The sequence below is a fragment of the Pedobacter sp. GW822-FHT03F06 genome (assembly GCF_058801365.1).
On the sequence record NZ_JBXANE010000002.1, the window covers coordinates 360,081 to 377,098 of the forward strand.

The 17,018-nt window shown below is 38.5% G+C and carries 14 protein-coding genes; 3 read left to right on the top strand and 11 right to left on the bottom strand.

From position 1 onward, the window contains the following. Positions 1–57: 57 nt before the first annotated feature. From AC1RJ8_RS04175 to fabV, 4 genes are all read right to left on the bottom strand, one after another. Positions 58–744, bottom strand: a complete 687-nt coding sequence (locus tag AC1RJ8_RS04175; RefSeq protein WP_477607859.1) for an SIMPL domain-containing protein — start codon at positions 742–744, stop codon at positions 58–60. A gap of 588 nt (positions 745–1,332) precedes the next feature. After that, positions 1,333–1,785: a cold-shock protein gene (locus tag AC1RJ8_RS04180; RefSeq protein WP_029277369.1), complete on the bottom strand. Its 453-nt coding sequence runs from the start codon at positions 1,783–1,785 to the stop codon at positions 1,333–1,335. A 431-nt stretch (positions 1,786–2,216) separates the two neighbouring features. Beyond that, entirely contained in the window at positions 2,217–2,756 is a 540-nt protein-coding gene (locus tag AC1RJ8_RS04185) for a GNAT family N-acetyltransferase (protein WP_492952650.1), read from the bottom strand. Positions 2,757–2,874: 118 nt separating this feature from the next. Continuing rightward, positions 2,875–4,068, bottom strand: a complete 1,194-nt coding sequence (fabV, locus tag AC1RJ8_RS04190) for an enoyl-ACP reductase FabV (protein ID WP_492952651.1) — start codon at positions 4,066–4,068, stop codon at positions 2,875–2,877. 388 nt (positions 4,069–4,456) lie between these two features. Here fabV and AC1RJ8_RS04195 point away from each other — a divergent pair, with 388 nt between their 5' ends. Both AC1RJ8_RS04195 and AC1RJ8_RS04200 read left to right on the top strand, forming a co-directional pair. Further along, positions 4,457–5,164, top strand: a complete 708-nt coding sequence (locus tag AC1RJ8_RS04195; protein ID WP_492952652.1) for a DUF2490 domain-containing protein — start codon at positions 4,457–4,459, stop codon at positions 5,162–5,164. A gap of 85 nt (positions 5,165–5,249) precedes the next feature. Beyond that, entirely contained in the window at positions 5,250–6,140 is an 891-nt protein-coding gene (locus tag AC1RJ8_RS04200) for a hypothetical protein (protein WP_492952653.1), read from the top strand. A 175-nt stretch (positions 6,141–6,315) separates the two neighbouring features. On the opposite strand, the gene AC1RJ8_RS04205 is transcribed toward AC1RJ8_RS04200, so the two are convergent. The 7 genes from AC1RJ8_RS04205 to AC1RJ8_RS04235 all read right to left on the bottom strand — a co-directional run bounded on the left by AC1RJ8_RS04205 (position 6,316) and on the right by AC1RJ8_RS04235 (position 15,885). Then, a complete protein-coding gene (locus AC1RJ8_RS04205) occupies positions 6,316–7,104 on the bottom strand; it encodes a hypothetical protein (RefSeq protein WP_492952654.1) in 789 nt (262 codons plus the stop codon). Between the two features lie 91 nt (positions 7,105–7,195). Then, positions 7,196–8,086, bottom strand: coding sequence for an archaemetzincin (locus AC1RJ8_RS04210; protein WP_492952655.1), 891 nt, complete (start codon positions 8,084–8,086; stop codon positions 7,196–7,198). Between the two features lie 379 nt (positions 8,087–8,465). Then, on the bottom strand, positions 8,466–8,918 hold the full coding sequence (locus AC1RJ8_RS04215) for a DUF1572 family protein (protein ID WP_492952656.1): 453 nt from the start codon (positions 8,916–8,918) through the stop codon (positions 8,466–8,468). Positions 8,919–9,239: 321 nt separating this feature from the next. Further along, complete coding sequence (locus AC1RJ8_RS04220) at positions 9,240–9,971, bottom strand: head GIN domain-containing protein (RefSeq protein ID WP_492952657.1); 732 nt, start codon at positions 9,969–9,971, stop codon at positions 9,240–9,242. A 267-nt stretch (positions 9,972–10,238) separates the two neighbouring features. Beyond that, on the bottom strand, positions 10,239–11,891 hold the full coding sequence (locus AC1RJ8_RS04225) for a M1 family metallopeptidase (protein ID WP_492952658.1): 1,653 nt from the start codon (positions 11,889–11,891) through the stop codon (positions 10,239–10,241). A 74-nt stretch (positions 11,892–11,965) separates the two neighbouring features. Next, entirely contained in the window at positions 11,966–13,831 is a 1,866-nt protein-coding gene (locus AC1RJ8_RS04230; protein ID WP_492952659.1) for a CocE/NonD family hydrolase, read from the bottom strand. A 182-nt stretch (positions 13,832–14,013) separates the two neighbouring features. After that, positions 14,014–15,885 (bottom strand): CocE/NonD family hydrolase, encoded by a 1,872-nt coding sequence (locus AC1RJ8_RS04235; protein ID WP_492952660.1) that lies wholly within the window; start codon positions 15,883–15,885, stop codon positions 14,014–14,016. Positions 15,886–16,125: 240 nt separating this feature from the next. Between AC1RJ8_RS04235 and AC1RJ8_RS04240 the strand changes: the two genes are divergently transcribed. Beyond that, positions 16,126–16,962, top strand: a complete 837-nt coding sequence (locus AC1RJ8_RS04240; RefSeq protein ID WP_492952661.1) for a DUF6515 family protein — start codon at positions 16,126–16,128, stop codon at positions 16,960–16,962. Positions 16,963–17,018 lie beyond the last annotated feature (56 nt).

Below are 17,018 nucleotides of genomic sequence, written 5' to 3' on the forward strand. Positions count from 1 at the left end.
AAACCTACCAAAAAGTTCTGGTAGGTTTTAAAATTATTGATTTGACGGTTAAAAATCTTATTTGATCTCGAAAATGGCATTTACTGTAAAATTCAGCTTAATTTTCTTGAAATCAATTTCAGGAGCGCCAGCGGCATCGGCCATTTCAGCTTTCATCGCATAATTTCTGTAAACAGGTTGTATTACATTGTCTCCACCGTCTTGTATCTCAATTACACCACCTAATTTATCACCTAAGGCCTCAACCATATAAGCTGCTTTCTCTTTCGCTGCTAATAAAGCTTTAATTTTAAGCTCTTTTTTTAAGGTTTCAATTTTAGAATAATCGTAGCTTTCAATATTCGTATTGGCAATTCCTTTGGCATCTATCGACTCCAATATTGCATTAAATTTATTTAGATCGCTAACTTTCAAGCGATATTGTTTACTGGCTAAGAAATCGGGGTTTTTCTTTTTTTCTGTAGCATAGTTCCAGCTGCTTAAATTGCTGATAGTCAAATTTTCTTTTGCAATGCCTGCTTTTTGTACCGCTGCAAATAATTGTTTCTCTAACTCGGTAATGTCTACTTTTTTCTTTCCGTTTAAGTATTCTTTAAGTGAAATACCGATATAAATAATATCTGGTGTTACTTCTGTTTCTGCAGTTCCGCTAACATTAATTTTTCTGCGTAAATCTACTTGTTGAGCCATCGCTGATGATAATCCTAAAAATGCAACCAGTGCAAGTGCTATTAACTTTTTCATAATGTATTTTCTTTGTGTGTACTGTAATGATGTAAGCCGTGCACAAATTCCACACCGAGATTATCATTTTTTTTATTTTTTTGGAAATGAGCGCCAGTATTTCAGGGCAAAACCTGTCCCGCTATACACTTTAGCCCCGAAGAAAAATCGGGGGCTGCCGTTGTTATCGGGTTTATTAACAAAGGATTATGCTGCTGTCAAAAAATATCTATCAAAGGTTAGCAATTGCTACAGGAATAAGGTTTAACCTGAAAAATATTGTTCTTTTTATCGTACAAATATTCAATCCGATATTTCATCCGTTCATAAAAGCTATTGTTCTAGCCACCTAAACCCGACAGAGCGGATAGCCCGGAATGGAAGCGCAGCAGAATGAGGACTAATAGCGATGGCGGGACCGGATTGGGCCATGCACACTGAAACCTGATTTTCTAAAATAAATAGAAAGAGAGTAAAATTATGCGCAAGGTTTTATGCTTAAATAGACGGAATTATATATGGTTATAAAACCTAGCGCAGCAGAGTTTTCTGCAGAATTTTAATCATATTTTGCAATTAGGAATTGCAAAAAGAATTGAATTGTGGTTGTTAAACCTTTGATACTTTAACAGCAGTTGGTCCTTTTTGACCCATTTCTACTTCGAACGTAACTTTATCACCTTCTTTAATCTGGGTGATTAAACCGTTTGCGTGAACAAAAATACTGTCTTGTGTTTCAGTGTTTTTAATAAAACCGTAACCTTTACTGTCGTTAAAGAAAGTAACTGTTCCTTTTTTAACAGGATTTTCATCGATGATGTCCTCTTGTCTTGAAATACCGATCTGAATATCTTCTGTATTAATTACTTTCTTTTTCTTCGGATCTGGTGGAGTAGAAGAGATGTTTCCGTTTTCATCAACATAAGCCATCATATCTTCAAGCGCTAAACCTTTTTTTGCATTAGCCTGACGTTCTTCTTTTTTCTCTTGTTTGTCTTTTTGTTTTTTTAATCGTTTTTTTTCGTTCTCTTTTTTACTGTATGTTGCCTGAGATTTAGCCATATTTTATTTAATTGTTTTGTTTTGAAAGGTGAGTGGAATGGAGAATTATACAAAGATAACAATACTAAAGCATAAACACGATTTTATTCGGTTATGCTCTTGTCATTTGGATGCGAACCACAGGTGATTATAAATGTGTTTGCCACGGAAGCACAGATTTACACGGAATTAATTTTTTTTCTAATTTAAGTGTCTTTGTTGCCACTAGTTTTTTCTTTTACCACAGATGAAGTGGATGAACACAGATAAGGAGGGCGTAGTATCTGTGTTGATCTGTGAAAATCTGTGGTTAAAACTTAATAAATTAGCTGCTTATTGCATTACAAATGCAAATCTCGGCCATCCTCGTTACAAACGAGGACGATTGAATGTTTATACCTTTCCGTGGTTTCCGTGGCAGACTCTTTCTGTAAAAATCAAAGGTTAAAACTTTAAGATGCTTTATTAACCCACTTTTCTTTATCCACCTGATAAACAAAATTCCATTTTAAGGGCTCACCGTAATAGGCTACCTCTAATTCAGCGATTTTAAGGGCGCCTAACTTTGCTGCCGCTTTTTGTGAACGGAAATTAGTAGCACCGATATGTAAAACTACTTTATCTACAAATTGAAAAGCATAATCAAACATTAAAGTTTTTAAGGCCTTATTATGCCCCTTGCCCCAAAACTCGCGGGCAATAAAAGTGTAACCAACAGCAACTGAATGGTCTGTTTCATCCAATTCGTAGTATCTGGAACTGCCCACAATTTTGTTGCTTTCTTTTTCATAAACGATAAAAGCACCCTTCGATTCTATTGCCCCTTTAAAGAAATTTTCGAAAACCGCTCTTTTATAACGGTCTTTGTTGGGGTGCTGCTCCCAAATCAAAGGATCGGAAGCTACTGCAAAAAGGGCTTCAAAATTTTCTTCTTTTAAGGGAACTACGGTAATTAAATCGTTGGCTAATGTAGGCTGTAAATCGAAATTCATATGGCTTGAATGTAAAAACGGCTGGCTACAGGGCCAGCCGTTTTAATGTAATAGTATTGTTTAGGCGAGGTAATAGATTTCTCCATTGCGTTGCACTTCAGTCGAAATGACGCTCTTACTAACCTACTAAACCTTCAATTTCTACTACTTCCTGGGCATCTTTTTGATAATCAACTTTATCAATTTCGAAACCAAATAAGCTTAAGAAATCAGATCTGTAACCAGGTAAATCACCTATTGAAGGTAAAGTTTCGGTTGTTGCCTCTTTCCAAAGTTCTGCAACTTTAGCCTGGATATCTTCACGCATTTCCCAATCGTCGATTCTGATTCTGCCTTTCTCATCAACAGGAACAGGGCTGCCGGTATATAAGCGATCAGCATATAAACGCTGGATCTGCTCAATTGTACCCTCATGGATACCTTCTGCTTTCATTACTTTGTACAACAATGAAATATATAACGGAATTACCGGAATTGCAGAACTTGCCTGTGTTACCAATGCTTTATTAACCGATACATAAGCCTTGCCGTCAATATCTTTTAATTTATCGCTGATTTTAAAAGCAGTTGCTTCTAAATCATCTTTAGCTCTGCCAATGGTTCCTTTACGGTATACGGGCTCGGTTAAAGCTGGGCCGATGTACGAATAAGCTACTGTTGTGGCACCTTCGGCAAGTAGATTTTCTGCTTTTAAGGCATCAATCCACATGGCCCAATCTTCGCCACCCATTACAGCAACGGTATTGGCAATATCTTCTTCGGTAGCGGGCTCGATAGAAATTTCGGTCACATTACCGGTGTGGAAATCGACGGTTTTATTGGTATAAGTTCCACCGATAGGTTTTAAGGTAGATCGGTGAAGTACTTCTGTATCAGGATGTTTCCTAACTGGCGATGCCAGGCTATAAATGACTAAATCAACCTGGCCAAGATCAGCTTTGATCAATTCAATTGTTTTTTCTTTAATTTCTTTAGAGAATGCATCGCCATTAATGCTTTTTGCATATAAACCAGCAGCATGGGCTTCTTTTTCAAAAGCGGCACTATTGTACCAGCCTGGTGATGCAGTTTTGCCTTCAGAAGGTGCTTTTTCGAAAAATACGCCAATTGTAGAAGCGTCAGACCCATAAGCAGCAGCAATACGCGAAGCCAAACCGAAACCGGTTGATGCACCAATTACCAATACTTTTTTAGGACCATCTATAGCTCCTTTAGATTTTACATATTCAATTTGATTCTTTACGTTTTGTGCGCAACCATCAGGGTGTGCGGTTAAACAGATAAAGCCCCTCATTCTAGGTTCGATAATCATTTTTGTTCTATTTTACGTTTTGTAATGTTAAAATGAGCGCAATTTTTAAGGGTATTGAAAATACCGTAATGCCCAAATCTTTAACGAAGATAAATTTTTAATCGCTTAACGTTAAATGAATTTTAAATAATGAAGGTATTTAACCGCAAAGGGCACAAAGCTTTTCGCAAAGAAACGCAAAGGCAGTTATGTTTTTTACCACAGCGGACATGGCTTTACATAGAGAAACATGGGCGCGCAGTTGTTGGTAATTGTACAATGAACTTCAAACGCTGGACTTAAACTTCAGACCTCCGATCCCTGACTTTCTAACTAATTAACAACTCTTTTTTCACTTTACTGTTTTTCTTTTAATTTAGCGGCACACAGATAAAACCGGTTTCCGCTTATGAAAAAAATATTATTGTCTGCTGTGATGCTGCTCATCATGGTGTCTGGAAAGCTTTATGCGCAAACGCAACATCAAAATTCGGGTTGGTTTATGTTTTTAAATAACACCAAATTTAATGATAAATGGGGGCTTCAGTTCGATGTTCAACTGCGTTCGGCAGATGATTGGGGTTATCTGAGAAATACTTTGGTGCGTCCGGCTTTACAATATTTTATTAACAATAAGCATAATGTAGCCTTAGGGTATTTATGGCAAACTTCACATACAGAATCGGCAGGGAGCCCTGATCTTACCTTGCATGAGCACCGCATATTTGAGCAATACATTTATAGCCATAAAATAAAATCGGTTTTTGCCAGTCACAGGCTGAGGTTAGAACAACGTTTTATTGGCCGAACAGGTGAAGATGTGTTTTCGCAGCGCTTCCGTTATTTCGTAAGGTTGATTCAACCTTTGCAAAAAACTCAACCAACGTTTACAAAAGGACCATTTTTGGCTTTGCAGAATGAGGTGTTTTTAAATCTTCAGAATAAGGATAAAATTAACAATAGTGTTTTCGATCAGAACAGGTTATATCTCGCTGCAGGTTACCGTTTTTCGAAACAGTTTGATCTGGAAGCTGGTTATATGAACCAGGCTACCCATGGTGTTTCGAACAATACGGTAAATAATATTATTCAGTTGGCTGTTTATACCAGGTTTTAATGTTTTAAAGTCATTTTTTGTACAACAACTCTTACAAAATGTTAAACCTGTTGTAATTGATTGGTCTTTTTGCTCAATTTGCCGCGTGAAAAGATTTACCATCCTATTTTTAGCACTCTTGTTTGGCAAGCGGATGCAGGCTCAAGAGATTCAGAAGTCTTCAACTGATCATACCCCAACCTCAAAAAGTTTATTTAATCCTGAGCATAAAAGGAATTTTTCGCGTAAAGGCGATTTCTTTTTTCATTGGGGATACAACAGCTCGTGGTATGGGAAAAGTGATATCAGGTTTCAAGGCCCGAACTACGATTTTACTTTAAAAGATGTAGTTGCACACGATAGACAATCGAAATTGAGCTGGGATTATTTAAATCCTGGACTTATCACCGTACCGCAATACAATATCCGCGCAGGTTATTTTATCAAAGATAACTATAGCATCTCAATCGGTTGGGACCACATGAAATACGTAATGGACATCCCACAAACAGTAACGATTACTGGTCACATCGGGCCAAATATTTCTCCAACCAATACCCCTACAGGTAATTTGGCAGGCGATTATAACGGACAAAGCATTAATGTTAAAGAGAGCATGTTAACCTACGAGCATACTGATGGTTTTAATTATGCAAATATCGAAATTGAGCGTTATGATGATATTTGGGTGGCTCCGGGAGGCAATACTTCCTTAACCTTAGAAACCGGCTTGGGTGGAGGATTAATGGTGCCACGTTCAGATGTACGTTTGTTCGGACAGGGCAGAAATAACCACTTCAGTATTTCGGGTTATGGTGTTTCTGCAAAAGTTGGTCTTAAGTTTTATGTGTGGAAAAACGTTTACCTACAAAATACCACTAAATTCGGCGCTACCAATTTAACTAATGTGCATACCACTGGCTGGGATGAGTACGACAAGGCCAGTCAGAAGATTAACTACATCGAAAATATGTGGCTGATCGGGGTTCAGTTTTAAGATATAAGAGGAGGCTTAGACCTCCTTTTTTGTTTTGGGTGTGACCAGTTGGTGTTGCTGCATTACAATTTTCCTGCAGATTGAAAAGATCAACGCAGAATATTGTTTTCGGCTTATTGATTAAAATAGCTACGGAACCACCGAAGACACGGAGAATGTTATACTGTTTAATTTTTCATTCTGAGCTGCTGTCTTTTATTTTGGCTAAATACTGCATTACAGCATCTTCTGCCTTTTTGTTCTGTTTGATGTTTTCAGTATAAAGATCAATTCTCAGGTTTTTATAAAGTGCTATCGCATTTTCTAACGCAGTAATTAAAGATGTCTTATTGTATTCGGCAACGGTACCTTTAAGTAAGCTAAAATCTCCGGTAGGAAGCTGCGATTCTACTTTACGTACACCCCTCGGTAGGTTGTTGTTTTTGATGTGCAGCAGAGGACCAAACACTACCATTCTTAAAAAGCCGAAAAAATCCAAGGCTTCAAGATACTCGCCTCTGCCAATTTTTAAGAGGGCATAATGCATCCAGGTCCAAAGGCGGTCTTCAATCCATTGATAATCTGGGTAGGGAAATTTAGCTTCAGTTTGATCGAGGATTTGCTGTAATTGATTGTCTCTGTCGATTAATAGTATCGGATTTTCTACTCTTGAAGCAAATTCATCAAGGGTTAAAAACTTAATGTCAACATGCAGCAATGGCTTGTCGTAAAGGCAGATCAATACGCGCGGTTCGCCAACATGCTCTCCTGTAAATGCAGAAATTAAATCGCCAAGAAGGCTGGCATATTGCAGCATTTTCGATTTATCTGTTGATCGTTTTTCTTTGGTAACCAAAATGAGGTCGAGGTCTGAAAATTCGTCGATTTCATTGCTGAGCCAGGAGCCGCCCACGGCTAAACCGATAACAGATTCATCGCTTTCTAATATTTTGGTTGCGTTTTGGGCAAAGAGTTGCTGTGTCATGTATTTAATTTGTTGATAACTAAATAGTTAATAAGTTTTAAAACTTCCTAAGTTAGTAAGCGTGTAAAAATAATTTTTAATAAATAAATTTCTATTGTACAAGGTTAAGATCTCTCTTCATCATGATAAGGTCACTTTGCATATTGTTAAGTTTAAAAAAGTTGATCAGCTCTATTAATCTTTTCTCATTATCAAAGTTTAAACTATAATTTAATTTGCTCTGGCAATTCGAACACAACCTTAATATACTTTTATCAGTTTCTAACATGCTATTAGTACCGTTCATTACACAGGATGCATAGATGCAATGCTTTAAACCGAAGATATGACCAATTTCATGTGAACTGATTTTTAACAGGCGCATTAGGCTTAATTTATAATTTTTCTCAGATAAGGGGCCGTTCTGTAATCTGAAAACAGAACTTACAGCTAATCCTTCTTGATAAGATGCTAAACCGAATACATAATTCCATTTTGGATCTGGGTATAGATCCATTTCTGTTATGCCCATAATGGCAATTGCATCTTTTGCTTTTTCTTTAGCAATTACAGTATCTCGAAGGTAAGTAGCCAATAATTGCTCATGCTGTTGCGGACCAATTCTTCTAGCGCTTGCTGGAACAGCCTCATCGCCAGACTCTTTTAGAATAACGGTTTTGATCTGAAAAAATATTTCCAGGTATGCTCTACAAGCTTCAATCTCTCTTAATTTAAGGCCAGTGAAACTGCCGATTGGTTTTAAATAGATAGTTTGTGCTGTTTTATTTGGTTTAAGTGGCTTTGAATTTCTAAATTCTGCTAGCGACTGTCCAGTTTCTTTGTGGCTAAATAGCCAATCGCCAGCTTTGGGTTTCGGTAAAGCAATGTCATTTTCAGAAACTGCAGCAAGATGAGATGATCGTTGGCCAGTAGAACAGGAAGTAAAAGCTATAACCAGTACAAAGAAATAGAATGCAACTGTAATCTTTATCAATGATCTCATGATGATTTTTTCCTATAAAACTTGGTTTTTACCATGACTATTACAAAAGCGAAGCAAGAAACAAATAGAATATTTAGTAAAAGATTGAGCGGTTTAAACCCAAAATTTTGATAGCAATTATCGCACTTTCCAGAAAAACTGTCGTAGAAAGTAAAAGGGAAACCATATTGATCAAAACCGTCAGATGCAGCTTCTAGCTTTAATGTTGCTAAAGTAGAAATGATCAATAACAAGATGGTTAGGTATATAACGGCTTTGGCTATTTTCATTAATGTATTTTATAAAAAGATTGCTTCACTCTTGCGCACAGTCCTATGCTTCTGTTCGCAATGACGATCTACTAGCATAGATTGCTTTTCGCTGGTCGCACAGCATCTGGCTACAGTTCGTCATCCAATAATCTTCGGTGGTAATTGATCTGCCCTAAGTGATAGGCTAAGTGTGTGGTAAGGTGAACCAGGAAGAATTCGGTTGATGTTTTCTCCTGAAATACCAGCATTGGGTATTCGCTATTGAGCTGTTCTTCGGTTATTTTATCCAGCGTTTCGTTAACCACTATTATAGTTGCTTCAATCATGTTGATAAGCTGCTGTTTTGGTACATCTTTTAACGAAAATTCCAATTCGCGATTGCGAATATAATGGCTGCCACCCAAAGTTGCACCGATATAAGTATTGAGGTTTCCGATTAAATGCAGGCAAAGGTTTCCTGCCGAGTTTGCAATGCTTTTATCTAAAATCCATAAGTTCGCGTCGTTTTTGTAGGACTCGATTTCGGATTTTAGTTTGTTTAAATCCCGGTTGAAAAGTGTTTTTAAGGTTTCGGTAAGCATATGCGGATTCTTAAGGGATTATTTGAGATATTGTTAGGCGAATATAATAGTTTGAAGCTGAAAAGGGATTTTTCTACCCTATTACGCTATCGACCTATGTATATAAACCCGATAAAATTAAAAGTCAGATCCTTAGTCGGGTTGAGGACTTGAAATGATTGCAGAAAAGATGCTGATCTGTAGCGCAGCGGAAAGCTACGCAGTAAAACAAGTTTAGCATGACGATCGCATTGGGAGATAGTGCTAAAAAATGAGCTCCAATTCCATAAAAAAAACACCTGCAATTTCTTGCAGGTGTTTCTCTATTAAAAAGGCTTTAATTTATACTTTTCTTACACCACCTGAGCCAACAACAGTTTTATCGACACTTGGGTTGCCTGAATAATTTACGCTTCCTGATCCGCTGATTACCGCTCTAATGCTTTCGCTTACGGCGATGTTTACGGTTCCTGAACCACTGATGGTACTGGTTAAAGTTTTTGTAGAAAAAGATTTACCGGCAAAGGTACCTGAGCTGCTGATTACTACTTTTGCATGATCTGCACCGCCTGTAATGTTTATTGCACCAGAACCACTAATTACACCATTGTAGTTGTCTACATCGGCGGTTGCTTTAATGCTTCCCGAACCGCTTACAGTTGTGGTTAAGCTACCTGTGCTGATTTTTCCGTTAACGCTTAAGCTGCCATCACCACTTACGGTTAAGCTGGCCAACTCTTTTGCTGTTACGTAAGCGGTGATTTTTTTTCCTTCGTATTTTCTAGTCCAGCTAGTAATACTGGTTTGGGGGCGGATAACCAAAACATTGCCTTTTACCTCGGTAACAATTGAGGCCAATGCATCTGCATCGCCTTCTAAACGGCAGCTTTCGCTATTGCCCAGCGTTACAATCACGTTTATTGGGCCTGCTGCAGCAACTCCATTGAAGTTTTTTACCTCTCTGTCGTCGCCATTATTTTTTGAAGTGTTGATGCTGATCTGATTTTTAGCAATTACATTAATACTAGAGGTTAATGTTAAGGATGCCAATAATATTGCAAATACTTTTTTCATGGGTATAGATTTTATTTTTTTTAGATAAATAATGAGCTTTTCTTATAAGACGATGGTTTTGTTGAAAAGTTGCATAAGATGAAATTTAATTCTCTTTATCAGTGATATTCGGCCATGCTCAAAAATGAAGCTGTATCATGAAAGTAATTTCTCTTCCGGTTTTGTCATGTTGAGCCTGTCGAAACACATAAAAGCATATTTAACTAAGTCCTTCAACAAGCTCAGGATGACAAATTCTATATTTATGATATAGCCGCTGGGATTTAGTTACTCTTTTTTTGTATTAATGTAAAACAAAGGATCGTGTTTGAAATTATTATCGTTTATGCTGGCATCCACTTTAACTGTTTTCCAATCGTTTGTAGGCTTAATCAAGGTATAAGTGCCTGTTTTTAATGTTACACGCACAGGCATATCAAAACCTTTAACATCGGTTATCCAGCGATAAGATAAAGTGCCATTGTTGATTTTATATTCTAAAACAGGGATTTTGGTAAAACGTAAATACTGATCGAAAACTTTATCAAGTTTAATCCCGCTTTGTTTGGCGATGTAATTTTCGATCTGAGCAGTGGTCACCGTTTGATGGTAAAATGTCTTGCTTAGCCCGCGAAGAATCTGTCTGAATTTTTCATCGTTATTAATCAACTGGCGAATGGTACTAATCAAATTTGCACCTTTTGGGTACATATCGCCCGAGCCTTCTTTGTTAACACCGTAAGGGCCAATAACCGGAATATCGTTTTGGATAATTTTCTGTAATCCGATTACATACTCGTCTGCAGCCGCTTTGTTCTCAGTACACTCGGTAAACAATACCTCTGAATAATTGGTGAAACCTTCGTGAATCCACATGTCGGCGATATCTTTTGAGGTAATGTTATTACCGAACCATTCGTGGCCGCTTTCGTGGATGGTGATGAAATCCCACTTTAAGCCATGGCCGGTACCGCTTAAATCTTTACCTAAATAACCTGGTTTAAACTGATTGCCATAAGCTACTGCACTTTGATGTTCCATGCCTAAATGTGGTGCCTGAACCAGTTTGTAGCCATCTTTGTACCATGGGTAAGGACCAAACCAATATTCGAAACATTTTAGCATAGGTTTAACATCGGCATCCCAATGTGGGCGGGCTTTGGCACTATCGGTCTGCAGCGCCCAATAATCGATGCTGAGTTTTCCATTTTCTCCATCGTAACTGTCTTGCCAGTGGGCATATTTACCAATGTAAAAGGTTACATCGTAATTGTTGATGGGATTAGCGACAAACCAATTGTATTGTTTGTAACCATCAACTTTATCGACGGTATTTCTCAGTCTTCCATTAGATATTTCCTGCAAAGTTTTAGGAACACTAATGCTGATTAACATACTATCTACCTCATCGCTCTGGTGATCTTTATTTGGCCACCATACACTTGCGCCTAAACCCTGGCAGGCCACAGAAACAAAAGGATTGCCGGCTTCATCTTTTTTGAAGATAAAACCGCCATCCCAGGGTGGTGTTTTTGCTACAGTAGGATTACCAGAATAGAAAACGGTAAATCTATCTTTGCTTCCTTTTTTAACTGCTTTAGGAAAGGTTACAAAAACCGCATTGTATTCTCGGGTAAAAGGTAAATTGGCACCCTTATATACCACTTTATCTACTTTTAAGTTATCAAAAAGATCGAACTGTAATTTGGTGAAATCTCGCGTTGCGGTAAAAGCAAATTCATTGCTTCCGCTAACTGATTTCTGGTCGATATCGATCTTCACATCTAAGTGGTAATAGTTAATATCGTAGCAGGTACGCAAAGGGGTAAGTGTTCCGCGGAGGCTGTCGGCCCTTGAGTTTACCTGGTTTTTGCCGAGTAGTTGTGCCTGCGTAGTTGAAATGCCGAGGGCTATGGAAAGGATGAATAGTAACTTTTTCATTTGTTATGTTTTCTTGATCGTTTAAAACGATTGGTAATTGCACGCTCGTTAGAAACGAGCGTGAGCTTATCAAATTATTTTATCACATCAACTTCGATAAAACTATCGTTAAATACAGTTTGCGTGGCTTTAATATAATCGGCTTCGGTTGCTTTATATGGGTTTTCTACAAATTTCTGTGGATTGCGTGCAAATAAAGGGAATGCTGTGCTCTGCACCTGGATCATAATCCGGTGACCTTTTTTAAAGGTGTGTAATACATCCTGAAGCTGAAAGTTCACATCCGTTTTCTGGTTGGCTACCAAGGCCTCAGGTTTTTCGAAACTATTGCGGAAGCGGGCAGGCATAACTTCCGAACGTACCATTTGCCAGTAATTGCTCAGAATGATATTCTTGTTTGGTATATACGGGTTGTTAGGTTCATCGGCTGGATAAACATCGATCAGTTTTACAATAAAATCTGCATCGGTACCTGTGGTTGCAATTTTAAGGTGCGACATAATTTCGCCACCCAAAGTAATATCGTTATCCAATACATCGGTTTGGTATACCAATACATCTGGTCTTCTGCCTGCAAAACGTTGGTCTTCACTCATGTAATTGTGTGGCGTAAAGCCCAATGTTGTAGTTAAATCTTCGGTATATGGAACTGGCTTTAATGGATCGCTGATGTAATTTACTGAGCCAGCTGCAGCTGGTGCAGTCATGCTGAGCTTACCATCGGCACCCAGATATAATTTTTGTTTAGTCGCCTTTTCTGTTGGCCATTTGGCAAAAGTTTCCCATTGTTTTTTACCGGTATCGAACATATAGGCTTCAGGCAGGCCAGAGTTTTTATCCCCATTGCCCTTTAAAAAGTGATTGAAGAATTTAGCTTCAATTTCTTTCTGGTAGAAGGTAGCAATGCTATCACCGAAATACACATTGCTATGCATGGTATGACCAGTTTCGCGGCTCCATCTTCCATGCCCAAATGGTCCCATTACAATCGTATTGTAGGCATTAGGGTTTTTCTTTTCGATGGTTTTATAAATGTTTAGTGGGCCTGAAAGATCTTCGGCATCGTACCATCCACCAACAACCATCACCGCAGGTTTAATGGTATTGTAATGTTTTAATAATCCACGTTTTTGCCAAAAATCATCGTAATTTGGGTGGTTAACGGTTTCTTGCCAGAAGAAATTATCCTTATAATATTTGTCTGCATTGCTTAAAGGACCTAAATCTAAAGCAAACTGATAACCATCTTTTGTTTTTGGAAGGATTAACTGGTTGTTGTACCAGGCTTTGGAAGTAGTATCGGTTTTCTGCACGCCAAATACCGGAAAAGTCATGAAATAACTCTGCAAAAATGATCCGTTGTGGTGGAAATCATCAAAAAAGAAATCTGAAATCGGCGCTTGTGGCGATGAGGCTTTTAAAGCAGGATGATTGCTCAAAATTCCTGCGGCAGTGTAAAAGCCCGGATAAGAAATTCCCCACTGGCCAACTTTGCCATTGTTGTTTGCTACGTTTTTAACCAGCCAATCGATGGTATCGTAAGTATCAGAACCTTCATCAACATCTTTTTTGCTTTTTTTGTTATCGATAACCGGGGTCATATTGGTCCAGGTACCTTCGCTTTTCCAGCGACCGCGCACATCCTGATACACCATAATATAGCCCTCTTTCATCATCAATTCTGACGGGCCTAATTTTGCAGGAAATTTATCTTCACCATAGGGGGCAATGCTATAGCAGGTACGTTGCATGATCATTGGGTATTTTTTATCCTTGGCTGCATCTTTAGGTGTGTAGATGGCGGTAAAAAGTTTAGTTCCATCGCGCATTGGGATATAAACTTCTTTTTTGGTGTAGTTGGCTTTTGGATATCCTGCATCACTTTGTGCAAAAGCAGAGGATGCTGAAAGCAGGATAATCATTAGTTTTAAGTATTTCATTTTATTATAATAAGTTAGTTATTTATGTGTTTGGTTCGTGATGACAAGAACAAAGGCACTATAGTATTATTTTCGTCATTGTGAAGCACGAAGCAATCTTAATACCATGCCTTTAAGATTGCTTCCCCGAAAGTCGGGGCAGGCTGTCGGCTGAAAGAGCCTTCTCGCAATGACGGATTTTATTATTTCAACACCGAAACTGTAATAAACGAGCTGTTGTGCACATCGTGATAAATTTTGTGTGTAGCTTTTTGAAAATCATGTGGTTCTGCCTGATAGATATCCATAAATTTCTGGGGATTGCGATCAGCTAAAGGGAACCATGAGTTTTGAACCTGAATCATAATTTTATGGCCTTTTTTAAAAGTATGCGCCACATCGGGCAAAGGGTAATTTACTTTTGTGATGGCGCCCGGAACAAAAGGCTCAGGTTTTTCGAAACTGTTGCGGTATTTTCCACGCATAATTTCTCCGCGCACCAGCATTTCGTAACCGCCCATAATCAGGTTTTTAGGGTTAGGTTCTGGATTTGGCGCATCTTCTGGATAAACATCAATCAGTTTAACTACATAATCGGCATCTGTTCCAGTAGTCGAAACCACCAGGTTGGCCAAAACAGGACCTGTTAAGGTAATATCTTCTGTTAAAGCATCAGTTTGATAAGTTTTTACATCCGGACGGCGGGCAGCAAAACGCTGGTCATCGATCATGTACTCGCGGGTACGTTTGGCCTGAATGCCATCCTGGTAAGGTACAGGATTATTCGGATCGCTCACATATTCATCCCAGCTATCGGTTCTGCCCACTTTTTCGAAGCTGAGCTTCCCATTGGGCTGTAAATACAGGTTTTTATTTTCTACTTCTTGTGGTGGCCATGTTTTGAACTTTTTCCATTCGTTACTTCCGGTTACAAAAATATTGGCTTCTGCTGCATTAAAATCGCCTTCACCTTTTAAATAATGTTTAAAGAAAGGCAGTTCGTATTGCTCCTGGTAGTCGATACTGGTGGTTTTGCCAAAAGGGATATCGCCAAAATAAGAGCCATCACTACGTACCCAGCCGCCATGGAACCAAGGTCCTGCAACCAGAATATTGTTGGCGCCAGGATTTTGTTTCTCAATTGCTTTGTAGGTATCAAAAGTTCCATAGGCATCTTCTGCATCGAAAAAGCCGCCCACCACCATCACAGCAGGCTTTACATTGGTTAAATGTGGCGTAATTAAACGTGCTTTCCAGAAGGTATCTAAGTTTGGATGTTTAAATAAATCGTTCCAGAATTTAATGCTGTCTGCAAAGTATCTGTCTTTTAGGTTTTTAACCGATCCGGCTTCTAAATAAAAGCGATAATTGTCTTGAATGGGGAACTGAAAACCTTTAGGCCCTTTATCTGGTGTAATCGGTTTAGGTCTCGGCACGCCAAAATTGCCCATAAAACTGAAAGCATCCATTAGGAATAATGTACCACGGTGGTGGAAATCATCCCCCATAAACCAATCGGTAACTGGCGCCTGAGGCGACACGGCCTTTAACGCAGGATGTGCATTTGGCAATGAAGTAGTAGAATAAAAGCCAGGGTACGAAATGCCATAAATTCCGGCATTGCCATTGTTGCCTTTCACATTTTTAACTAACCAATCGATGGTGTCGTAAGTATCCGTACTTTCATCAATAGCTGTTTTAGATTTTTTTCCAACCAGTTGAGGACGGATATCGGCAAAAGTGCCCTCACTCATCCATCGGCCTCTTACATCTTGATATACAAAAATGAATCCCTCACGCATCATCGCCGGAAAATTACCCAAACTCAGCTTATATTTATCTTCGCCATAAGGTGCAACGGTATAAGGTGTGCGGTTAATTAAAAATGGATATTTTTTGGTTTGATTTTTGGGTATATAAATGGAAGTGAAGAGTTTAACCCCGTCGCGCATGGTGATCTGGCGTTCTATTTTAGTGTAGCTTTCTCTAACATATGCCGAATCGGTTTGCTGGGCTGTTAATTCATTAGAAATAAACAGACAAAATAAAAGACTGAAAATTCTTGTAAGGTTCATTTAAGCTAGTTTTTAGGAATAAAATTTAAATATAGGTGATTAGTGATTGATTAGAAAAAATAGCCCGTAAAAGGTTTGTTAGCAAAGATGTAATGATGTAAAATGGTAGATATATGATGTATTTTGTTATTAAAACCCTGCATTCGTCATCACTTTATCAAAATTTAGTTAAATAGTGTTAAGGGATAATCTTTTGGGAATTTTCACCGTCATATACATAATCGACATAAACACAAAATAATGAATAGGTTATTAAATAAAGGACTGGTTGTTTTCGCTGCAGCAGCGATGATTGCAACCTTGAGTATTGAAAGCGTTTCGGCACAGCGGCCAAGTAGGAGTGGAGGTTCTTCTGGAGGTGGTAGATCTGGTTCGATAAGCCCATCTAGGGGTGGTGGTTCTATTTCCAGACAACCATCCATGCATGCGCCAAGTAGAGGTAGTTATGCACCGAGTAATGGCGGTCGCCCGCCAAGACCCAATTACGGCTATAACAGACCAGGTTATCGCCCAGGTTCAGGGTATGGTAGGCCAGGTTATGGTTATCGCCCGGGTTATGGAAGGCCTTATTACAGACCGTATTATAGCTATTATAATTTTTATAGGCCGTTTTTAGGTTTTAGGATTGGCGTATTGCCCTATGGTTATTATCCGTTTTATTATGGCGCCAATCAGTTCTATTATTCGGGCGGATTGTTTTACCAACAAAACAACAGCCAATATGAAGTAGTAACCCCGCCAGTTGGTGCCGAGGTTCCGAATTTACCATCGGATGCTAATTTGGTTACTATTAATGGTGTTGATTATTACGAATACAAAGGTGTTTATTATACCCAAAAAGAAAATGCTGATGGTAAAACCGTATATGTGGTTGCGGGAAAAGACGGTATTTTAAATACAACTGATGGTCCGGTTGATACACATAATATAGGTGATATTATTAATCAACTGCCAGAAGGATGCAGAGAGGTAACCATTAAAAACGAAAAGTATTTTGTTTCGCCCGATGATGTTTATTATGAAGAAATAGTAGATGGAACAAATATTACTTACCGCGTAATTGGTAAGTTGTTTTAATCTTAATTTATCAGTGTCAGATGGTAACATCTGACACCACTTATAATTCTAATAGA